We start from the raw sequence: 21346 nt of genomic DNA, 5'->3' as shown, positions 1-21346 counted from the left end.
GTTATTAAAAATTATATTTAAAAAACAAAAATCAATAAATTATTAAAAGATAAGTATTTTAACTGTAAATTAAAAAAGTGTTTAAAAATAGAAAAAACAAACGTTTTCTAGCGAAAAAATGAAAGATTGATAAATTTTGGTTGATATACAAATCTTTTTTAATTATAATAAAAGTAAGAAAATTCGAATTTTCTGAACAAAGGGGAGATGTTCATGACGGAGAAAGTTTGGCTTTCGCAGTATCCGGAAGAAATTCCAACCACTGTTACGTATGATGACATGCCTGTTCAAAACTTATTAACGAATGCATACGAGAAAAGCCCAGGCAAAGTAGCAGTTCATTTTATGGGTAGAAATCTTACTTATAAGGAACTTTATGAATCGTCGCTTAAATTTGCAAATTACTTGCAATATCTAGGGGTAGAAAAAGGGGATCGTGTGGCAATTATGCTACCGAATTGTCCTCAGGCGGTAATTGCTTATTTTGGAACGTTGTATGCGGGAGGAATTGTTGTTCAAACAAATCCGCTTTATACTGAAAGGGAATTACAGTATCAAATGGCGGATTCGGGGGCTAAGGTTATTTTAGCAATGGATATTTTATATCCTAGGGTTACAAAAGTGCTCAAAGATACGAAAATTGAAAACGTTATCATTACAGCAATTAAAGATTACCTACCATTTCCGAAAAATTTAATCTATCCATTTATTCAAAAGAAGCAATACGGATTTAGTGTCAAGGTCGAGCATAAGGGGATGACTCATCTATTTACTGAAATCATGCGTGTTGCCGAAACAAAGCCAATTAATCTATCAATAGATATTGAAGAGGATTTGGCATTAATCCAATACACTGGAGGTACGACAGGTTTTCCAAAAGGGGTTATGCTCACACATAAAAACTTAATTTCTAACACGAGTATGTGTGATGTGTGGATGTACAAATGTGTTGAAGGTGAAGAAGTAATTCTTGGAATGTTACCATTCTTTCATGTCTATGGAATGACAACAGTATTGTTATTAACCGTTATGAAAGCAAGTAAAATGGTGCTCATTCCAAAATTCGATGTTGAAGCAGCATTAAAAACAATTGATAAACAAAAACCAACGCTGTTCCCTGGAGCACCAACTATGTACATTGGGTTATTAAATCATCCAGACATCGGGAAATATGATTTATCTTCTATTAAAGCATGTATCAGCGGCTCAGCTCCTTTACCAGTGGAAGTGCAAGAGAAATTTGAGGAGATTACAGGTGGTAAGCTTGTAGAAGGATATGGCTTAACGGAAACGTCACCTGTCACTCATGCAAACTTTATCTGGGGCAAACGAGTAAGAGGGTCGATTGGGGTTCCATGGCCAGATACAGAGGCGACAATTATTCAATCCTCGGACGGAACAATATTGCCACCGAGGGAAATCGGTGAAATCGCGGTTAAAGGGCCACAAGTAATGAAAGGTTATTGGAATCGACCTGAAGAGACGGCAATGGCATTTGTTGATGGCTGGTTTTTAACTGGTGACTTAGGCTATATGGATGAAGAAGGATATTTCTACGTTGTAGATCGCAAAAAAGATATGATCATTGCAGGTGGTTTCAACATCTATCCACGTGAAGTTGAGGAAGTGCTTTATGAGCATGAAGCGATTCAAGAATGTGTGGTTGCAGGTATCCCAGATCCATATCGTGGTGAAACAGTTAAAGCTTACATCGTTTTGCGAGAAGGAAAAACGGTAACCGAGGAAGAATTAAATAAATATTGCCGTCAAAATTTAGCTGCCTACAAGGTGCCAAGATTCTATGAGTTTAGAAAAGAGTTGCCGAAAACAGCGGTAGGAAAAATTTTACGCAGGCAGCTTGTAGATGAGGAAAAGGCGAAGGTGGAAGAATTACAGGCACAATAGATATATTAATTGTTGACAGAAAATTTAATAAATTATAATATGAAAACATGAATGAACAGTCATTCATTTTATGTTTTCATATTTTTTTGTATAAAAATGATATTCAAATTACATCAATAAGTTAACAAGCCTATCCTCAAAATTTGCTTGGCGATAGGAAAGGTTTTGGATGGTGGTGAGTTAAATGAAACGAAATAAGCCTAAGTATAAACAAATTATCGATGCCGCTGTCATTGCTATCGCAGAAAATGGTTATCATCAAGCCCAGGTTTCTAAAATCGCTAAACAAGCTGGAGTTGCTGATGGAACTATCTATCTATACTTTAAAAATAAAGAAGATATTTTTATTTCCGTGTTCCAAGAAAAGATGGCAGTTTTCGTTGAAAATTTAAAAGAGATTATCCAACAAGGAAAATCATCAACGGAAAAGCTATCACAAATGATTGACAATCATTTTCAAGTATTAGCAAATGATCACCATCTTGCTACAGTGACTCAGCTAGAGTTAAGACAATCAAATAAAGAATTAAGAGTAAAAATAAATACGATATTAAAAGAGTATTTAAAATTACTAGATGAAATATTAATAGAAGGCATGACAAATGGTGAATTTGATCCAACGATGGATGTGCGAGTTGCACGTCAAATGGTGTTTGGAACCATCGATGAAAACATAACTACATGGGTTATGAATGAATTTCGCTATGATTTAGTCGAAATTGCGCCAAAAGTTAGAAAATTGTTGCTAAAAGGTTTAAAAGGGTAGATGATAAAAAGGGGGATGTGTGATGGAATACTTAAGTTGGAAGGTTGAAGATGGGGTTGCGGTTGTCACAATTCAACGACCGCCTGCAAATGCTTTGTCGCGACAACTAATAGTTGAAGTAGATGAAATGTTGGACGCAATGGAGTTAGATCAAACAATTCGAGTAATCGTTCTACATGGTGAAGGTCGATTTTTCTCAGCAGGGGCTGATATAAAAGAATTCACAGAAGTAGCATCTGGTGACGAATTTTCAAAATTAGCAGCAAGTGGACAACAAGTATTTGAAAAATTAGAATCCTTTCCTAAACCAATAATTGCTGCAATTCATGGTGCTGCTCTTGGAGGGGGACTAGAATTAGCGATGAGCTGCCATATCCGATATGTAGCAGAAGATGCAAAACTTGGACTTCCAGAGCTTAGTCTTGGTTTAATTCCAGGCTTTGCAGGAACACAACGTCTACCAAAATATGTTGGTACTGCAAAAGCTGCAGAAATGCTCTTTACAAGTGAACCGATTTCAGGGGCAGAGGCAGTTCAATGGGGATTAGCGAATAAAGCGTTCCCGGCTGATCAACTGCTTGCAAATACACTGGAACTTGCGAAAAAAATTGCAGAAAAGAGTCCTGTGGCATTAAAGGCGGCAATATCGATGCTGCAATATAGCAAGGATGCGTCTTACTACAATGGAGTAGAGGCTGAGGCAGACAGTTTTGGTACTGTGTTCGAATCGAAAGATGCTAAAGAAGGTATACAAGCATTTATCGAAAAAAGAAAGCCTAAATTTACAGGGAAATAAATAATTTGAGATTAGGAGGTAGTAGTATGAACATTTACGTTTTAGTAAAAAGAACATTCGACACTGAAGAAAAAATTGTTATTTCAAATGGCAAAATCCAGGAGGATGGTGCTGAATTTATTATTAATCCATATGATGAATATGCCATCGAGGAAGCGATTCAAGTTCGCGATGCAGAAGGTGGGAAAGTAATAGTTGTAACAATCGGCGGAGAAGATGCTGAAAAACAACTGCGAACTGCACTTGCAATGGGAGCAGATGAAGCGGTACTTATCAATACAGAGGACGACTTAGATGAATTAGATCAAGCGTCTACAGCTTATATTCTAGCAGAGTATTTAAAAGATAAAGAGGTTGACTTAATTTTAGCTGGTAATGTGGCAATTGACGGTGGAACAGGGCAAGTTGGTCCGCGCGTTGCTGATTTACTAGGTATCAACTATGTAACGACAATTACAGATTTAGAAATTGACGGTTCAGCAGTGAAAATCGTTCGTGATATCGAAGGAGACTCAGAGGTAATTGAGACTACTTTACCTTTACTAGTCACTGCTCAACAAGGTTTAAATGAGCCACGTTATCCTTCTTTACCAGGTATTATGAAGGCAAAGAAAAAACCACTTGAAGAACTTGAATTAGACGATTTAGATATTGATGAAGATGATGTGGAATTAAAAATAGAAACGGTTGAAGTATTTTTACCATCACAAAAATCAGCTGGGCGTATTCTAGAAGGTGAAATCTCACAACAAGTTAAAGAATTAGTCAACTTACTTCATTCGGAAGCGAAAGTTATTTAATCGTAAAGACTGGGAAATGGAGGGATACAAATGTCAAAAAAAGTATTAGTTCTTGGAGAAATTCGTGAAGGTGTTATTCGTAACGTGTCATACGAAGCCATTGCAGCTGCAAAGCAAATTGCTGACGGTGGGGAAATCGTAGGCGTATTGTTAGGGGATTCTGTAGAAAGCTTAGCTCCAAACTTAATTGCATATGGAGCAGACCGTGTAGTAACTGTGGAACATCCACATTTAAAATCATATACATCTGATGGTTATAGCCAAGCAATTTTAGCTATTTATGAACAAGAAAAACCTGAAGCGATTGTTTTTGGACATACATCATTAGGGAAAGATTTATCCCCAAAAGTATCTTCACGTATACAGTCTGGATTAATTTCAGATGTAACGGAAATTGAAGGTTCGGGTGATGATGTATTATTCATTCGTCCGATTTACTCTGGTAAAGCCTTCGAAAAAGTAAAAATTAAAGAAGGTATCGTTTTTGTAACAGTACGTCCTAACAACATCCCTGCATTAGAAAAGGATGAAAGTCGTTCAGGTTCAGTATCATCATTAACTGTAGATATTCAAAACTTACGTACAATTATTAAAGAAGTTGTTCGTAAAACATCTGAGGGTGTTGATTTATCCGAAGCGAAAGTTGTTGTAGCAGGGGGTCGTGGTGTTAAATCAGAAGAAGGCTTCGAGCCATTAACAGAATTAGCAAATTTACTAGGTGGTGCTGTTGGTGCATCTCGTGGAGCTTGTGATGCTGGGTACTGCGACTATTCTTTACAAATCGGTCAAACAGGAAAAGTAGTAACACCGGATTTGTATATTGCAGCAGGTATCTCTGGAGCAATTCAGCATTTAGCAGGTATGTCCAATTCAAAAGTCATCGTAGCTATTAATAAAGATCCAGAAGCGAATATCTTTAAAGTTGCGGACTATGGAATCGTAGGAGATTTATTTGAAGTCATTCCATTAATGATAGAAGAAATCAAGGCTTTAAAAGTAGGTTCATAATCGAATACTGATCAAGCATCTCTCCATAAAAATGGTGAGATGTTTTTTTGAATGGATATGTTATGCTTTTCATTTTGTTAATAAAATGTAAATATTTATCGTTTATTTAGTTCACTTTGCTACACCTTCATTTTTTATCGTGCTATACTACAAAAGATGTTAGATTTAAGGAGGCAATGTAAATGGCAATTGTACATGTAACAGACCAAAACTTTTCAGAAGAAATCGCTTCTGGCGTTGTACTAGTAGACTTTTGGGCTACTTGGTGTGGACCTTGTAAAATGATCGCACCAGTGTTAGAAGAAATCGACAGCGAAATGGGCGACCAAGTAAAAATCGCAAAATTAGACGTTGATAATAACCAAGTTACTGCTGCTGAATACCAAGTAATGTCTATCCCGACACTACTATTATTCAAAGATGGTGAACTAGTAGCGAAAACTGTTGGTTTCCAACCAAAAGAAGCTCTAGTAGAGTTCATTAACAACAATAAATAATTATGAGATGTTATTACCGTGTACTTAATTTGAGTGCGCGGTTTTTTTGTCCATTAAAGACAAAGGGACAGTGTCTTTGAATTCTGTTCCCATCAAGACAAAAACCCTCTCCGAAACATCTCCGTAATCGCGTGAACTCGATTCGTAGCATTTAGTTTTTTTACCGCTAATTTCACATATTGCTTGACGGTTAGTTCGCTAATTCCAAGAGTATCTGCGATTTCTTTTGTTGTATTTCCTTCAGCAATTCGAGACATTACTTCAAGTTCTCTTTTACTTAATATGTTGGAATCACCTTCAGAATGGAGAGATGAATGGATCATCTTTCCGACTCTATTTCCAAATCCCGTTAGATCAGCTAATAGATTTTGACCCATCTTCGCTGATTCTTTTAATCGTAAACTGTAAATATATCCATATACCATAGAACCTTTAAATAATGGTGTAATAAGAAAACAGGAAACATCACGGTCAATCACATAATGACTACTTGTTTTTTCGAATAATTCTAGTCCTTCATAATACATCGCCTTTCGCTTTTGAATTGGATCTAGAATCGTAGAAAGAGTTCGAACATCGTAACGATCATCATGTATGTATTGAATTTTGCCATCTACAAGTGAAATGACACCTTCAGCAAGAAAACCAATTGATGAATATCGAAAAAGATAGGCATCCTTTACAGGAAAACATTCCATATATAGCTCCATCATTTTCACAATCTGTCTTTCTTGGGAAGGACAGGTCTCCAACTCTTGTAATCGATGTAAAATGGTAGTTGAATAGTTCATCATTTCTACTCCTTTCGAAGGATGGGACTCATGCAAAAATGGTAATATACATAATATTAAGAATATTATACCATCAAACTATGAAAGCGCTAACTTTATAACTATAAAAATCTACGTTTTCATCTAATTATTCATGAAGGAGAGGGGAAATAAATGAAAGCACTTGTTATTGAAGATGTTAAAAAAGCAGTGGTTAAAGATGTGCCAGTACCTGAAATTGAGAAAGATGGTATCCTTATAAAAACAATGGCAAATGGCGTTTGTCGAAGTGATTGGCATGTGTGGGTTGGCGATCACGGAATTGTACAGCCTGTTATTGGACATGAATTTTGTGGAATTGTTGAAGAAGTTGGCCCAGATGTAAAGAATTTTAAACGTGGAGATAGAGTGATTGTTCCTTTCTCTGGTAGTGATGGGACTTGTCCTCATTGTATAGCTGGAAATACTCACCTTTGTGATTCATTTATCGTCCCTGGAACTGCATATCAAGGTGGCTATGGTGAATATGTTGCTGTGCCTAAAGGTGATCGCAATGTAATGCATTTACCTGAAGGACTAAGCTTCAAAGATGCAGCTGCATTAGGTTGCCGTTTTATGACTGCTTATCATGGGGTAGTGGATCGTGTACATGTCTTACCAGGTGAAAAAGTAGTTGTTTATGGTTGTGGTGGTATTGGATTATCCGCAATTCATATCGCATCTTCTATGGGAGCAACGGTTATTGGAGTAGATATAAACGATAATAATCTGGAACTAGCTAAGAAATTGGGAGCAGATTATGTGATTAATAGTCGCAATACAAACGCTGTTGAAGCGGTAAAAGAGATAACTCTAGGTGGTGCAGATGTATCAGTAGATGCACTTGGTATTACTGAAACTTGTTTAAATGGTATCAACAGCTTAAAGAAAGGTGGACGCCATTTACAAGTAGGTGTTACAACGAAAAAAGAAGGCGGCTTTATCTCAATTCCGGTAGATGATATGGTCCTTTCGGAAAAATCATTTATTACAACACTTGGAATTCCAGCTTTCCGCTTTAACACATTACTAGATCAAGTAGCGAAAGGAAAACTTCAACCAGGAAAAATGGTAACAGCCGAAATTAAACTCTCAGAGGTAGAGGGAATCTTTGAAGACATGAGTAACTTTGCAACAACAGGTACATTTGTAGTAACGGATTATTCTTAAACTCATATTGATTTTAAAAATGTTCATAGCCTTACTTAAGAAAAGACTATGAAAATAAGCTCATACCTTAGTTGGTATGGGCTTATTTATAGTATGAACAAAACTTAGTAAAAGAAAACGAACTAATTCGTTAACGATAAGCACTATCCCTTTTTGACTTTGTTTAAATTTTAATTAAGTTTGGTGGAGTATTTCCTTGCAGCCCAGCGACTAAATTAGTTGCGCCTAGCATTGCCATCTTCATTCGAGTTTCGTACGTAGCTGAGCCGATATGTGGCAGTGTCACTACATTTTTCATTGATAGTAGTGGATGATTTGGTTGTACTGGCTCTTCAACAAAAACATCGAGTCCTGCAGCTAAAATTTCACCTGTTTTCAAGGCATCAATTAACGCTTCTTCATCAACAGTTTTCCCTCTTGAACCATTTATGAAAATGGCTGTTTTTTTCATTAACTCAAACTCTCTTTTACCAATCATTTTCTCAGTAGCAGGTGTTAATGGGGTCATTAAGCATACGTAATCCGATTGTTGTAGTAATTCATCGAGTGAGCAGTATGTTGCACCGAATTTGTTCTCCGCTTCTTCATTTCTCGAACGATTATGATATAAAATTTGCATGTCAAATCCTAAATGAGCTCTTTTTGCAATAGCAGTTCCAACTCCGCCCATACCAATAATACCTAATACTTTATGATGGACATCTACTCCAAATAGATCCTCGCCAATCATGGACTCCCACTGGCCATTTTTCACAAATTGATCTAATTCAGGTATCCTTCTCGCAGTGGCTAATAGTAACCCAAAAATAGTATCAGCCACAGTATCATTTAAAACCCCGGGCGTATTAGTAGCCATAATTCCGCGTGCTGATAGTTCTGCCATATCAAAATTGTCGTAGCCAACAGAAGTATTACACACGATTTTTAAATTTGGCGCGTGGTCTAATAATTCCTTATCTACTTTTAAGACGGAGCCTAGTAATCCTTCGGCAGTCTTTAGCTCCTGAAGAAATTGTGGGAAGTTATTTGAATCTAGCTGATCGAAGCTAACAACATCGCATGTCGTCTGAATAAAATCTAATACCTGTTTATCTACTTTTTTATAGACAATTACTTTAGGTTTCATTTTTAAACTCCTCTCTTTAAGGGAAATTCAGTCAGTTTTCGGTTGACTTCAGAAGATTCTATTTTGTCTGACATCGTCATTAATAGTTTACCATTCTTTATATAAGGGACAAGCGGATTGATTTTATTTTTTTAGAAAATGAAGGGATTCTCCTAGTCTGTCTATTAAAAGAGTCGAGTCGTCTATTAACCGACATGAATTGTCTATAAAAAGGCTACAGTTGTCTATTAAATATGGCGTTGTCTATTAAATGCCACGAGTTGTCTATTATCCCCCAAGATTTGTCTATTAAACAATGGAATTTGTCTATTAAAATCTCGCAGTAAGCGAATTGCCCTATTAAAAACCGTCACTTGTTTATTATTCATCCCGCCTACTTAAACACATTACCCATCAATCCTTCACAAAAACAATACTTTTCCTCGCATTCATTACATAAAACCCCGTATAATATTAAAAAACCAACTATAGGTGATATGTATGAATGAAAACATTCAAAATAAATTGGCGATTCTGCCGGATGAACCAGGCTGTTATTTAATGAAAGATCGACAAGGCACTATTATTTATGTAGGGAAGGCAAAAATTTTAAAGAATCGTGTCCGGTCTTATTTCACTGGAAGTCATGACGGAAAAACACAGCGATTGGTCAGTGAAATTGAAGATTTTGAATATATCGTCACATCAAGCGATTTAGAAGCTTTAATATTAGAGCTAAATTTAATTAAGAAACACGACCCGAAATATAACATTATGTTAACGGACGATAAAACGTACCCTTACATAAAAATTACAAATGAGAAGTACCCGCGTATACTCACAACAAGAAAAGTAAAGAAAGATAAAGCAAAATATTTTGGCCCTTACCCGAATGCAGGCGCAGCAAGTGAAACAAGAAGGCTGCTTAACCGAATTTACCCTTATCGTAAATGTAATCGATTACCTGATAGGGTTTGTTTGTACTACCACCTAGGACAATGTTTAGCGCCATGTGTTAAGGAAATCGATCCGAAGGTTTTTGATGAAATGACTGAGGAGATTTCAAAATTCCTGCAAGGTGGTTATGAGGAAGTAAAGGAAAATATCGAAAAGAAAATGTTAGAGGCTGCTGAAAAGCTGGAATTTGAACGGGCAAAGGAATTCAGAGATCAAATTCAACATATTGAAACAGTGATGCAAAAGCAAAAAATGGTTTCTGGAGATATGTCGGATCGTGATGTATTTGGTTATGCTGTGGAAAAAGGCTGGATGTGTGTGCAAGTATTTTTCGTGCGCCAAGGAAAATTAATTGAACGCGATGTATCCATATTTCCGATTTACCGAGATCCTGAAGAAGAGTTTCTTACATTCATCGGACGTTTCTATGATATTCCAGAACATATAAAGCCTAGGGAAATCTTTATACCAAATAACATAGAGAAATCACTACTTGAAAAGCTACTAGAAGTGAAAGTGATCATCCCTAAACGCGGATCGAAAAAAGAGTTAGTGGATTTAGCTATGAAAAATGCCAAAATCGGTATTCGAGAAAAATTCCAGCTTATGGAACGTCAAGAGGAAAGAACAGTTGGTGCATGCGAAGAGTTAGGGGATGCGATGAATATTGAGCCCCCATTAAGAATCGAAGCCTTTGATAATAGTCATATGCATGGAGCGGATGCTGTTTCAGCGATGGTTGTATTTATTGATGGTAAACCAGCAAAAAAAGAATATCGAAAATATAAATTAAGAGAAGCCGCTGCCCACGATGATTACGGTGCAATGCAGGAAGTCATTCGAAGAAGATATACTCGTGTTTTAAAAGAAAATCTACCGTTACCTGATTTAATTATTATTGATGGTGGGAAGGGGCAAATGGAGGTCGCTCGTGAAGTAATAGAGGATGAGCTCGGATTATATATTCCAATAGCAGGACTTGCGAAGGATGAAAAGCATAATACATCTCAATTATTGTACGGTGAACCACCCGTTCCTGTTGAAATGAAACGGACAAGTGACGGTTTCTATTTGCTTCAGCGTATTCAAGATGAAGTACACCGATTTGCTATTACATTTTTACGCCAACAGCACGGAAGCCATTCGATCCAATCCGTATTAGATGAAATAGAAGGAATAGGACCGAAAAGAAAGCAACAGTTATTGAAACATTTTGGTTCGGTTAAGAAAATTCGTGAAGCAACGATAGAACAATTAATAGAAGCTAAAATTCCAAGCAAGTTAGCTGAAACGATTCATGATTATTTCCGGAAAGATACATTGCCAATAGAATAATTGTATGATAATGTAAAACAAAATATGGATATTGTGTTTAGATAGAGGTGCAAGATTCAAAAGTAGCTAGCAGGAGGAGAACAATTCCTAAGAATGCAGGTGAAAGGGAAGCCTTGCCGAAGCAGTAAATTGATTGTTCCAATTTATATGCTGGTGTTGCATTTAATAGATGTAACATTGTCAGAGTCAATTTTAGATTCTGGAGAGCTATCTCATAAAAAATATGACCTTTTTAGGTATATTCATTGAGGCAGCCTTTCACGAATTTCGTCGAAATGCTGCTTTTTTTCGGAAATTTTGCCTTACGCATGATTAGATAAAGGGGGAACACCAATGGCCAATATTGTCATAAAGTTAGACGAGCAAACACTTACTTCACCAGACAAAATTGAAAACGTTGCGAAGAAAATTATCGAAGAGAAAAAACGAGGATTAAATGTTGTTGTCGTCGTCCCATCCATGCAATTAATCGATGAACAGTTAAATCAATATGCCTATTCACTTTCTAACAATCCTTCAAACCGTGAAATGGACGTTATACACTCAACAAACACACAAGTTGCTAGTGCTTTACTTTCGATTGCAATCAATCAACAAGGATTTAAAGCGATTTCTTTAACAGGCTGGCAAGCAGGTATTGAAACGGTTGCATCTAAACGAGCTGTTTTGATTGATTTCATACAATCGGAATATATAACCGAACATTTAAAAAAGGATAAAATTACAATTATCGCTGGTGGGCAAGGGAAAAGTGAGGATAACAACATCACGCTTTTAGGAGACGGAGGTCCAGAAACGAGTGCTGTTGCCATTGCCATAGCGATTGATGCTGAACGTGTTGATATTTATACAAATTCAATAGGCTTATTCACTGCAGACCCTACTGTTGTAAAAAAGGCAAGAAAATTGAAGCAAATTACTTATGATGAAATGCTAGAGCTTTCACATCTAGGGTCAAAAGTAGTTCACCCACGAGCAGTGGAATTAGCAAAGAAATATAATTTGCCATTAAACGTTTGTTCAAGTACTGAGAATGTGCCGGGTACATTGATAAAAGGGGAGATTGAAATGGAAAGAAATTTAATTGTTCGTGGAGTTGCATATGAAACAGATATCATACGATTAACAGTAGGATATGAATCTTATGAGCAAGCTTCATTAGCTAATTTATTTACAACATTAGCTGAACATCGAATCAATGTCGATATCATTGTACAAGCCGTTATTGATGGTGTGAAACCAACAGTATCGTTCTCAATTGAAAAGGAAGTGTTTGCAGAAGCCATTAAAGTATTGGAAACGAATAAATCCTCTTTAGGCTTTGCTTTTGCAGATTTTGAAGTAGGGTTATCAAAGGTTTCTATCGTTGGTTCGGGTATGGTTTCAAATCCTGGAGTAGCAGCTCGAATGTTTGATCGATTAAGAAAAGAAAACATTGAAGTGAAAATGGTTAGTACCTCGGAAATAAAAGTGTCAGTAGTTGTACCACAGGACGATATGGTGCGCGCAGCGAACGCATTGCATGATGAATTTAATTTAGTTGAAGAATTAGCATAATTAAAAGGAGCAACTAAAGCCGAATTGTTAGTTGCTCCTTTATGTTTACTTTTCAATTTTTTCCTTCAAATCTGTTTTGACAGTGAAAAGGACTGTGTTTTGCTTTTCTTTTTTCTCATCGTAGCATTCTGTTAAAAATCCTTTAAAGGATTGAATCTGTTCTGCAATAAAACCCGCTTCTAATCGAAAAGTCCGATTTTTAATATTTAATACTTCAGGATCGTTTGTTAAATGAAGAATATATCCATCCTTGGATTCCTTTTCAAGGGTTAGTAAGCCCCATCCCGCATCTTGAAAAAATGCAGTAATCAATTGAATGTCCCCGCAAGGAAATTTACGGGCCAAATCTTTTCCTGCCCAGTAAAGCACATCTTCTTCGTGTTTTCCTAAAATGGATGAAAGTATATGATCTCTTAAAATTTCATATCCAAACGCAGGAATCATTTTGTTTTGAGAAGTCATTTTCGCTCCCTCTTTCTATTAAAAATAAAAATTAATTTAAAAGCACTTATTAATCGTTTTTACTATAGGAAAATATTTTTTAAAGTATGTATAAAAAATTGGAAGTCAGCTTGACGCTCCTTCTCGATGAGAGTACAATGGACATGTCATAATATTGTACCATGATGAAATATGCAGTCAATGTTTGAACGTTTACAATATCGTGAAGATATTGAGTGCATAATTTAATGTACTTTTTAAGGGGGGTAATAATCTTGTCGAAGAATCATGAGTTTTATTGGCGCCGCTTACATTCTCTATTAGGGATTATTCCAGTAGGTTTGTTTTTACTGGTGCACTTTACCATCAACTTTACTGCAACACAAGGAGCAGAAGCTTATAATGCCGCTGCAGGAATGATGGAGTATGTTCCTTTCCTGATTATTGTTGAGTGGGTAGTTATTTACATACCACTATTATTCCACGGTTTATACGGTGTGTATATCGCCTTTACAGCAACAAATAATGTAAAACGCTTTGGTACATTCCGCAACTGGATGTTTGTATTACAACGTTTTACAGGGATTTTCCTTGTTGTATTTATTGCATGGCATATTTTCCAAACTCGTATTCAAAAAGCGCTTGGTGCTGAAGTTAACTACGATATGATGTCTGATATCGTTGCAAACCCTTGGATGTTAGCGTTTTATATTGTTGGTATCCTTGCTGCAACATTCCACTTATCTAATGGTATCTGGTCATTCCTAGTTAGCTGGGGTATTACACAATCACCTAAATCACAAAAAGTTGCTTCTTATATCACAATGGCATTCTTTGTAGTATTCAGCATCGGTTTCGTGGCTGCAATTCTTGCATTCGTGTAAGTAGTTTGGTAGTAGTACATCCAATAGTTAAATTATGAGGAGTGAGGAATAATCATGGCGAAAAGTAAAGTAATCGTCGTAGGTGGCGGTTTAGCCGGCTTAATGGCTACTGTAAAGGCTGCCGAAGAAGGTACTGAAGTAGAATTATTCTCATTAGTTCCCGTTAAACGTTCACACTCTGTTTGTGCTCAAGGCGGAATTAATGGAGCAGTTAATACAAAAGGTGAAGGGGATTCTCCTTGGATCCACTTTGATGATACAGTTTACGGTGGGGACTTCTTAGCAAACCAACCACCAGTTAAAGCGATGTGTGATGCTGCACCTGGTATCATTCACTTATTCGACCGTATGGGTGTTATGTTTAACCGTACACCAGAAGGTCTACTTGACTTCCGTCGTTTCGGTGGTACACTTCACCACCGTACAGCATTCTCTGGTGCGACTACAGGTCAACAGTTACTTTATGCTTTAGATGAACAAGTTCGTCGTCATGAAGTAGCTGGATTAGTAACGAAATATGAGCACTGGGAATTCCTTGGTGTTGTTCTTGATGATGAAGGAACATGCCGTGGTATCGTAGCTCAAGATATGCGTTCTGAAGAAATCCGTTCATTCCGTTCAGATGCTGTAATTATGGCAACTGGTGGTCCTGGTATTATCTTCGGTAAAACAACTAACTCAGTAATTAACACTGGTTCTGCTGCATCAATTGTTTACCAACAAGGTGCTTCTTATGCGAACGGTGAATTCATCCAAATTCACCCAACAGCGATTCCTGGTGATGACAAAAACCGTTTAATGTCTGAATCAGCTCGTGGTGAAGGTGGTCGTATTTGGACATATAAAGATGGTAAGCCTTGGTACTTCTTAGAAGAAAAATATCCAGCTTACGGTAACTTAGTACCTCGTGATATCGCGACTCGCGAAATCTTCGATGTATGTGTTAACCAAAAATTAGGTGTTAACGGCGAAAACGTTGTATTCCTAGACCTTTCTCATAAAGATCCACACGAATTAGACGTTAAGCTTGGTGGTATTATCGAAATTTACGAAAAATTCGTAGGTGATGATCCACGTAAATTACCAATGAAAATCTTCCCTGCAGTTCACTATTCAATGGGTGGTCTATGGGTTGACTATGATCAAATGACAGAAATTCCTGGTCTATTTGCAGCTGGTGAATGTGATTACTCTCAACACGGTGCTAACCGTCTTGGTGCAAACTCATTATTATCTGCTATCTTCGGTGGATCTGTAGCTGGACCAAATGCTGTTAAATATATTAAAGGCTTGAAAAAGCATGCGGAAGACCTTCCACAATCACTATATGATGCTCGTGTTCAAGAAGAACAAGAGAAATGGGAAGCTATTCTTAAAATGGATGGCAATGAAAACGCATACTTACTTCATAAAGAACTTGGCGAATTAATGACTGACAACATGACTGTTGTTCGTTATAACGATCGTCTTGAAAAAACATATGATAAACTAACTGAACTTCAACAACGTTGGGAAAACATTAACATTAACGATACGCAAAAATGGAGTAACCAAGGTGCCCACTTTACGCGTCAGTTAAAGAACATGTTATACCTAGCTAAAGTTATGACAAAAGGTGCACTTTTACGAAACGAATCTCGTGGTGCTCATTACAAACCAGATTTCCCAGAACGTGATGATGAAAACTTCTTAAAAACAACAATGGCGAAGTTTGATCCTAAAACTGGTGAACCTGAAATTAGCTACCAAGAAGTAGACGTTTCATTAATTCCGCCACGTAAACGTGACTATTCTTCATAATAAAAAAGGAGGTCATTAAAGATGACTACTCAACAGGTTAATGCTGTTAAAACGGTTAAACTTGAAATCCTTCGTCAAGATACAGAAAACGGCCCTACTCGTTGGGAGAAATTTGAAGTTCCTTATCGTCCAGGTATGAACGTTATTACGGCATTAATGTTCATTCAACAAAACCCTGTGACAACTGATGGACAAAAAACATCTCCTGTAACATGGGAAATGAACTGTCTTGAAGAAGTATGTGGCGCTTGTTCTATGGTGATTAATGGTCGTCCACGTCAATCATGTTCTACACTGATTGACCAATTAGATCAACCTATTCGTTTAGAACCAATGAAAACTTTCCCAGTTATTCGTGACTTACAAGTAGACCGTAGTCGTATGTTTAACGCTCTTAAAAAAGTTAAAGCTTGGGTTCCAATCGATGGTACTTATGATTTAGGTGAAGGACCTCGTATGCCAGAACGCAAACGTCAATGGGCTTACGAATTATCAAAATGTATGACTTGTGGTGTATGTATGGAAGCATGTCCAAACGTGTCTGAAAGCTCTTCATTCATCGGACCAGCTCCACTTTCACAAGTACGTTTATTCAATACACACCCAACTGGAGCAATGATTAAAGATGAACGTTTAAATGCGATCATGGGTGATGGTGGCCTTGCAAACTGTGGTAACTCTCAAAACTGTGTTGCTGCATGTCCAAAAGGTATTCCATTAACAACTTCAATTGCTTCATTAAACCGTGCTACTACTGTTCAAATGTTCCGTAACTTCTTCGGATCTGACCATATGGTAGACTAATTTAATACAATTTTGTACTTCTGTACAAAAAGTTAAGGACATCCACCGTCAAATTTTTGATATCGGATGTCCTTTTTTTATGTCTTGCATACTATAAAAATAGTACTCTTATGAAGTTGGAAATATCTATTTACATTCGATATAATTTTGGAAGACATTCAAATTACAAAGGGGAATGTACTCTAAAATAAAGGGGATATGATAAGAATGAAAGCAAATTACATTGATGATTTAGTAAAATGGGAAGAAGATTTTACATTTTACGAAGAGGTAAGAGTACGATTTTCAGAGACGGATATGTACGGACATTTGAATAACACTGTACCATTCGTTTATTTTGAACAAGCGCGTATTGAATTTTTTAAACACATTGGCTACTTCGATTGGACATCACCAGAAAGTGATAAATTTATAGTAGTAGCAGATCTTCAATGCGACTTTATAAAACAAGTTTATTTCGATGAAATCCTCAAAGTCTATGTAAAGGCTGCTCGTGTTGGGACATCTTCAGTAGATATTCATTATTTAACTAAGAATACGGATAATGAAATTGTATTCACAGGTAGAAGTTCGATTGTACAAATAAACAGAGCAACTGGAAAGGGAACTCCTTGGACAGAAAAAGAAAAATTAATATTGATTGGGAAATAGTGAAAATGCCCTCACGCACCTATCACTCTCAACATACTTTACATAGAAGAGGAGATAGGAGGGTGTTGCCTTATGAATAGCCCGCAGCATCGTTCGCTTTTGACGAAAAGAGAACGTGAAATTTTCCAATTATTAATTTTAGATTATTCAACGAAGGAAATTTCGCAAAAGCTGAATATTAGCGAAAAAACGGTGCGTAATCATATTTCAAACACGATTCAAAAACTAGGTGTATCAAGCAGATCACAGGCATTGATTGAATTGCTGAGGCTAGACGAATTATCATTACACTGATAGATGCTTGCTATTTCAGGTGAAACGCTTCAAAATAGATTTGGCTTCGTTTCTATATGAAAAGACATTTATGGTATTACCAATGGCAGTCCCTAATTAAATGGGATTAAAATATAGATGAAGTAATGGAGCTCTTGTATCCTCAATTTGATGGAAATGGGAACTGTTCCTATGAACAAAAAATAGTAGATGGATATTGAGGCAAGTACTTAATGAAGCGTGAACTTGTAGCAAGTTGAATAAATAGTTAATTCTAATAGCTAACTTAAAAGTGAAACTTCGCTACTTATCATTAAACAAATCTATATTTCACTTAATAGTCGTACTAACTCTGTAACAAGTCCTCAGTAATACAGTCACATTTATTGGTTACATGAATCGGGCGATATGACTATCGGGAAGTTTACAAATGCAAATGCTTTTGAATGTAAGCTAATCGACATTAAGTCGGAAAATTAAAAATTTGAGTAGTGCATATTCGTTTAAGTACCGCCAAGAGTTTCATTCGTGTTAAAGTAGATAAGTAAAAATGATTTAAATAAACATAATTCAGATTTGATCAAGGTCGAATCTGATTGTTTCATGTAAAAGGATAGAGGCGGTTTTATGAATGCACCAATAGGCGTAATTGATTCTGGTGTTGGTGGTTTAACAGTTGCTAAGGAAATTATGAAGGTTTTACCACAAGAAACAATATATTATATCGGCGATACTGCAAGGTGCCCTTATGGACCTAGAGAAAAGCAGGAAGTACGATTATTTACTTGGCAAATGGCAAAAGCATTACTAAAAATGAATGTTAAAATGTTAGTCATTGCTTGCAATACAGCAACTGCGGTAACATTAGAGAGTTTACAAAAAAACTTACCAATTCCAGTTATTGGCGTCATTAACCCAGGTGCAAGAGCTGCTGAGAAAAAAACAAAGAAAAATGAAATTGTTGTCTTAGCTACTGAAGGAACGATTAAAAGTGGAGCTTACGAAGATGCACTGCTTTCTTTAAGTTCGAAGGCGAAAATAATTCCTCTTGCTTGCCCAACATTCGTCCCCCTTGTTGAAAGTGGTGAATACGAAGGGCAATTTGCATTCGACTTAGTAGCAAATGGATTAAAACCACTGCATGATAAAAGATTTGATACAGTTATACTAGGATGTACACATTACCCTATTATTCAAGAACACATTGAAAAAGTAGTAGGACCAAATGTATTTGTTCTTTCTTCAGCAGAAGAAACTGCAAAGGAAGTAAAAGAACGATTAGAATATGATCATTTACTTTGTATGAATAACGAACAATCACAGCATACATTTTTTACAACTGGATCTGTGCCTATTTTTAAAATGATTGCTGAGAAATGGTTACAACAAGAAGACTTAAACATTCGTCGTATTAAACTATAAATTACGGTATTCAGGTACAATGAAAATTAGTACATGGAAAATGTTTTAAGTCTAAAATTAAATGTAAAAAGTGCCCAGCATTATACTGTGCTAGGTGTTGTAATAAAAGTGCCTGGCATGTTTATGCTGGGCATGATTTTATGAGGAGGACAACCTATGTCAAGACACGATGGAAGAAATTTTAACGAACTGAGAGAAGTAAAAATCGAGCCAAATTATCTAATGCATCCTGAAGGATCGGTATTAATTCAAGTTGGAAATACAAAAGTGATTTGTACTGCAACGATAGAAGATAAAGTGCCTGGGTTTTTACGTGGACAAGGAAAGGGTTGGATAACAGCTGAATATTCAATGCTTCCTAGAGCAACAGCCGAAAGAACTCAACGTGATGCTTCTCGCGGGAAAATAAATGGCCGCACAATGGAGATTCAACGTCTTATTGGACGAGCATTGCGTTCCATCGTCGACTTAGAAGCAATTGGAGAAAAAACAGTATGGATTGACTGTGACGTTATTCAAGCTGATGGAGGTACACGTACGGCATCGATAACGGGTGCTTTCGTAGCTTTGACGCAAGCAATTTCCAAAATTCATGCAGAAAAGCCTTATAACAAGTTTCCGATTATCGATTATTTAGCTGCTACAAGTGTAGGCTTTATTGATGTAGTTGGAGCTGTCTTAGATCTAGATTATATCGAAGATTCAAAAGCGAATGTAGATATGAACTTAGTAATGACTGGTAGTGGTCGATTTGTTGAAATTCAAGGTACAGGTGAAGAAGCAACATTTTCTCGAAATGATTTAAATGAATTATTGGATCTTGGAGAAAAAGGGATTTCAGAATTAATCGAGCTCCAAAAAGAAGTTTTAGGTGATGTAGCGAATTTAGTAGCTATGTTAAGCAAATGACAAACAGATAGGCTTACATTTGCTGTTGGAGCCATTGAAGGTATGTAGAGGGAGGAAACAATAATGAAACAAGTAGTCATTGCAACAAAAAATAAAGGAAAAGCAAAGGATTTCGAAGCGTTATTTAATCCACTAGGATATGAAGTTGTAACAATGTTCGATGTTGCACCAAATATGGAAATAGAAGAAACGGGAACAACCTTCGAAGAAAATGCAGTATTAAAGGCAGAAACATTAGCTAATAAGCTCGGTAAAATCGTAATTGCAGATGATAGCGGATTAGCAATTGATGAACTAAACGGAGAGCCTGGTGTGTATTCTGCTCGCTATGCAGGGGATCATGATGATGAAGCCAACATCGTGAAAGTGTTAGAAAAATTACAGGGTGTCCCTGAGGAAAAACGTACTGCAAGATTCTGTTGTGCATTAGCCATTGCAGGTCCAAACTTAAAAACTTTTACAGTGTTCGGGACGTGTGAAGGAGTAATTCTTAATGAGAAACGTGGAACAAATGGCTTCGGATACGATCCTATTTTTTATGTACCAGCGTTGAATCGTTCAATGGCAGAGTTAACGCCCGAAGAAAAAGGTGCAATTTCTCACCGTGGAAATGCTATCCGCAAATTGGCATTGGAGTTACCGAATTTGTTAAAATAGGGTAGTACGAGACTTTGTTCATAAATAGATTTCGTAGTCTATTAGAAGCTGAGGATTTTCTATTTAAAGATGAATCGTATCTAATAAAATGTAACGAACGTCGATAAAATCGTGGAGCCGTCTAGGATTATTAAATATTAATTTCGAACTTTCGTTATTGAAGATAATTTAATATGATGACTATAGGAGGTGCTTCTTTGCGTTTATTAGTAATGAGTGATACACACGGTGATACAGAAGTTATCAAAACAGTTCGAGAGCGTCATATGGATGTAGATGCAGTAATTCATTGTGGAGATAGTGAGTTACCATTTGATCATGAATATCTTGAGGGCGCAAAAAGGGTGCGCGGCAATTGCGATGGAGATGCGCGTTTTCCCGATGAAGAGATCTTTGCAGTGTCTGATAAAAAGATATTTGTAACACATGGTCATTTATTTAACGTAAAATCTACGACAATGAACTTATTTTACCGTGCCAAAGAAGTTGAAGCGGATGTAGTATTTTTTGGCCATTCTCATGTATTAGGCTGCGAGCTTTTGGAAAATATATTATTCGTTAATCCGGGAAGCCTTCTAAAGCCACGTGGAATTGATGATAAAAGCTATGCGATAGTAGAATTTAGTGAAAGTACTTGGACTGTTTTCGGATATAATGATGTAGGCAAAGAAATTTTCTCGAAAATATTACATGTTAAGTGAAAAAATCTCAATAACGAAAAAATTTTCATAAAATCCAAATTATTTTTCAAAATCCGTTGACTTTCTCTTATATACTATATATAATAAATCTTGTCTCTC

The 21346-nt window shown here is 36.6% G+C and carries 21 protein-coding genes and 1 riboswitch; of the genes, 18 read left to right on the top strand and 3 right to left on the bottom strand.

The annotated features are described in order from the left end of the window. Positions 1-213 precede the first annotated feature (213 nt). The 6 genes from CD30_RS05910 to trxA all read left to right on the top strand — a co-directional run bounded on the left by CD30_RS05910 (position 214) and on the right by trxA (position 5772). Positions 214-1905 carry a long-chain-fatty-acid--CoA ligase gene (locus tag CD30_RS05910; RefSeq protein WP_036173798.1) on the top strand — a complete coding sequence of 564 codons (1692 nt, stop codon included), beginning with the start codon at positions 214-216 and terminating at the stop codon, positions 1903-1905. Between the two features lie 184 nt (positions 1906-2089). Beyond that, positions 2090-2671 (top strand): TetR/AcrR family transcriptional regulator, encoded by a 582-nt coding sequence (locus tag CD30_RS05905; RefSeq protein WP_036173796.1) that lies wholly within the window; start codon positions 2090-2092, stop codon positions 2669-2671. A gap of 22 nt (positions 2672-2693) precedes the next feature. Next, positions 2694-3467: an enoyl-CoA hydratase gene (locus tag CD30_RS05900; protein WP_036173793.1), complete on the top strand. Its 774-nt coding sequence runs from the start codon at positions 2694-2696 to the stop codon at positions 3465-3467. A gap of 26 nt (positions 3468-3493) precedes the next feature. Continuing rightward, entirely contained in the window at positions 3494-4267 is a 774-nt protein-coding gene (locus CD30_RS05895; RefSeq protein ID WP_036173792.1) for an electron transfer flavoprotein subunit beta/FixA family protein, read from the top strand. Positions 4268-4297: 30 nt separating this feature from the next. After that, positions 4298-5275, top strand: a complete 978-nt coding sequence (locus CD30_RS05890) for an electron transfer flavoprotein subunit alpha/FixB family protein (RefSeq protein WP_036173791.1) — start codon at positions 4298-4300, stop codon at positions 5273-5275. Positions 5276-5457: 182 nt separating this feature from the next. Then, positions 5458-5772: a thioredoxin gene (trxA, locus tag CD30_RS05885; RefSeq protein WP_036173789.1), complete on the top strand. Its 315-nt coding sequence runs from the start codon at positions 5458-5460 to the stop codon at positions 5770-5772. 92 nt (positions 5773-5864) lie between these two features. Here trxA and CD30_RS05880 read toward each other — a convergent pair whose 3' ends face one another. Then, a complete protein-coding gene (locus CD30_RS05880) occupies positions 5865-6563 on the bottom strand; it encodes a response regulator transcription factor (RefSeq protein ID WP_036173787.1) in 699 nt (232 codons plus the stop codon). Positions 6564-6716: 153 nt separating this feature from the next. Between CD30_RS05880 and CD30_RS05875 the strand changes: the two genes are divergently transcribed. Continuing rightward, positions 6717-7751: a zinc-binding dehydrogenase gene (locus CD30_RS05875; RefSeq protein ID WP_036173785.1), complete on the top strand. Its 1035-nt coding sequence runs from the start codon at positions 6717-6719 to the stop codon at positions 7749-7751. A gap of 163 nt (positions 7752-7914) precedes the next feature. Here the strand turns inward: CD30_RS05875 and CD30_RS05870 are convergent, their stop codons facing one another. Then, on the bottom strand, positions 7915-8877 hold the full coding sequence (locus tag CD30_RS05870) for a 2-hydroxyacid dehydrogenase (protein ID WP_036173783.1): 963 nt from the start codon (positions 8875-8877) through the stop codon (positions 7915-7917). A 480-nt stretch (positions 8878-9357) separates the two neighbouring features. On the opposite strand from CD30_RS05870, the gene uvrC reads away from it, so the two are divergent. After that, positions 9358-11148, top strand: a complete 1791-nt coding sequence (uvrC, locus tag CD30_RS05865) for an excinuclease ABC subunit UvrC (RefSeq protein ID WP_036173781.1) — start codon at positions 9358-9360, stop codon at positions 11146-11148. Between the two features lie 34 nt (positions 11149-11182). After that, positions 11183-11366: riboswitch (Lysine riboswitch) on the top strand. Between the two features lie 115 nt (positions 11367-11481). Further along, the gene (locus tag CD30_RS05860; RefSeq protein WP_036173778.1) at positions 11482-12705 is read left to right on the top strand and encodes an aspartate kinase; all 1224 of its coding nucleotides are present in this window, start codon (positions 11482-11484) and stop codon (positions 12703-12705) included. A gap of 45 nt (positions 12706-12750) precedes the next feature. Here the strand turns inward: CD30_RS05860 and CD30_RS05855 are convergent, their stop codons facing one another. Then, on the bottom strand, positions 12751-13167 hold the full coding sequence (locus tag CD30_RS05855) for a YslB family protein (RefSeq protein ID WP_036173775.1): 417 nt from the start codon (positions 13165-13167) through the stop codon (positions 12751-12753). A gap of 254 nt (positions 13168-13421) precedes the next feature. On the opposite strand from CD30_RS05855, the gene CD30_RS05850 reads away from it, so the two are divergent. The 9 genes from CD30_RS05850 to CD30_RS05810 all read left to right on the top strand — a co-directional run bounded on the left by CD30_RS05850 (position 13422) and on the right by CD30_RS05810 (position 21247). Further along, positions 13422-14030, top strand: coding sequence for a succinate dehydrogenase cytochrome b558 subunit (locus CD30_RS05850; protein ID WP_036173772.1), 609 nt, complete (start codon positions 13422-13424; stop codon positions 14028-14030). Positions 14031-14084: 54 nt separating this feature from the next. Further along, positions 14085-15830: a succinate dehydrogenase flavoprotein subunit gene (gene sdhA, locus CD30_RS05845; protein WP_036173769.1), complete on the top strand. Its 1746-nt coding sequence runs from the start codon at positions 14085-14087 to the stop codon at positions 15828-15830. A gap of 21 nt (positions 15831-15851) precedes the next feature. Further along, on the top strand, positions 15852-16634 hold the full coding sequence (gene sdhB / locus CD30_RS05840) for a succinate dehydrogenase iron-sulfur subunit (RefSeq protein ID WP_036173766.1): 783 nt from the start codon (positions 15852-15854) through the stop codon (positions 16632-16634). A gap of 207 nt (positions 16635-16841) precedes the next feature. Further along, complete coding sequence (locus CD30_RS05835) at positions 16842-17285, top strand: acyl-CoA thioesterase (RefSeq protein WP_036173763.1); 444 nt, start codon at positions 16842-16844, stop codon at positions 17283-17285. 72 nt (positions 17286-17357) lie between these two features. Next, on the top strand, positions 17358-17579 hold the full coding sequence (locus CD30_RS05830; protein WP_036173760.1) for a helix-turn-helix domain-containing protein: 222 nt from the start codon (positions 17358-17360) through the stop codon (positions 17577-17579). A 606-nt stretch (positions 17580-18185) separates the two neighbouring features. Continuing rightward, a complete protein-coding gene (racE, locus tag CD30_RS05825; protein ID WP_036173757.1) occupies positions 18186-18980 on the top strand; it encodes a glutamate racemase in 795 nt (264 codons plus the stop codon). Positions 18981-19136: 156 nt separating this feature from the next. Further along, the gene (gene rph, locus CD30_RS05820) at positions 19137-19889 is read left to right on the top strand and encodes a ribonuclease PH (protein ID WP_036173753.1); all 753 of its coding nucleotides are present in this window, start codon (positions 19137-19139) and stop codon (positions 19887-19889) included. A gap of 63 nt (positions 19890-19952) precedes the next feature. Next, the gene (locus CD30_RS05815; RefSeq protein WP_036173751.1) at positions 19953-20546 is read left to right on the top strand and encodes an XTP/dITP diphosphatase; all 594 of its coding nucleotides are present in this window, start codon (positions 19953-19955) and stop codon (positions 20544-20546) included. A gap of 197 nt (positions 20547-20743) precedes the next feature. Next, positions 20744-21247 (top strand): metallophosphoesterase, encoded by a 504-nt coding sequence (locus CD30_RS05810; protein ID WP_036173749.1) that lies wholly within the window; start codon positions 20744-20746, stop codon positions 21245-21247. The last annotated feature ends 99 nt before the right edge of the window (positions 21248-21346 follow it).

Origin of the sequence: Ureibacillus massiliensis 4400831 = CIP 108448 = CCUG 49529, assembly GCF_000772965.1 — a bacterium.
In the GTDB taxonomy this organism is placed as follows: Bacteria; Bacillota; Bacilli; order Bacillales_A; family Planococcaceae; genus Ureibacillus; species Ureibacillus massiliensis.
The sequence above is the reverse complement of the archived record's forward strand: the minus strand, read 5'-3'. Positions and strand labels throughout refer to the sequence as shown.

Coding starts and splice junctions, on each gene's coding strand:
- CD30_RS05855 (WP_036173775.1), bottom strand. CDS start 13,167: ATGACTTCTCAAAACAAAATGATTCCTGCGTTTGGATATGAAATTTTA.
- rph (WP_036173753.1), top strand. CDS start 19,137: ATGTCAAGACACGATGGAAGAAATTTTAACGAACTGAGAGAAGTAAAA.
- trxA (WP_036173789.1), top strand. CDS start 5,458: ATGGCAATTGTACATGTAACAGACCAAAACTTTTCAGAAGAAATCGCT.
- uvrC (WP_036173781.1), top strand. CDS start 9,358: ATGAATGAAAACATTCAAAATAAATTGGCGATTCTGCCGGATGAACCA.
- racE (WP_036173757.1), top strand. CDS start 18,186: ATGAATGCACCAATAGGCGTAATTGATTCTGGTGTTGGTGGTTTAACA.
- CD30_RS05875 (WP_036173785.1), top strand. CDS start 6,717: ATGAAAGCACTTGTTATTGAAGATGTTAAAAAAGCAGTGGTTAAAGAT.
- CD30_RS05895 (WP_036173792.1), top strand. CDS start 3,494: ATGAACATTTACGTTTTAGTAAAAAGAACATTCGACACTGAAGAAAAA.
- CD30_RS05870 (WP_036173783.1), bottom strand. CDS start 8,877: ATGAAACCTAAAGTAATTGTCTATAAAAAAGTAGATAAACAGGTATTA.
- CD30_RS05860 (WP_036173778.1), top strand. CDS start 11,482: ATGGCCAATATTGTCATAAAGTTAGACGAGCAAACACTTACTTCACCA.
- sdhA (WP_036173769.1), top strand. CDS start 14,085: ATGGCGAAAAGTAAAGTAATCGTCGTAGGTGGCGGTTTAGCCGGCTTA.
- CD30_RS05905 (WP_036173796.1), top strand. CDS start 2,090: ATGAAACGAAATAAGCCTAAGTATAAACAAATTATCGATGCCGCTGTC.
- CD30_RS05910 (WP_036173798.1), top strand. CDS start 214: ATGACGGAGAAAGTTTGGCTTTCGCAGTATCCGGAAGAAATTCCAACC.
- CD30_RS05880 (WP_036173787.1), bottom strand. CDS start 6,563: ATGAACTATTCAACTACCATTTTACATCGATTACAAGAGTTGGAGACC.
- CD30_RS05815 (WP_036173751.1), top strand. CDS start 19,953: ATGAAACAAGTAGTCATTGCAACAAAAAATAAAGGAAAAGCAAAGGAT.
- CD30_RS05835 (WP_036173763.1), top strand. CDS start 16,842: ATGAAAGCAAATTACATTGATGATTTAGTAAAATGGGAAGAAGATTTT.
- CD30_RS05830 (WP_036173760.1), top strand. CDS start 17,358: ATGAATAGCCCGCAGCATCGTTCGCTTTTGACGAAAAGAGAACGTGAA.
- sdhB (WP_036173766.1), top strand. CDS start 15,852: ATGACTACTCAACAGGTTAATGCTGTTAAAACGGTTAAACTTGAAATC.
- CD30_RS05900 (WP_036173793.1), top strand. CDS start 2,694: ATGGAATACTTAAGTTGGAAGGTTGAAGATGGGGTTGCGGTTGTCACA.
- CD30_RS05890 (WP_036173791.1), top strand. CDS start 4,298: ATGTCAAAAAAAGTATTAGTTCTTGGAGAAATTCGTGAAGGTGTTATT.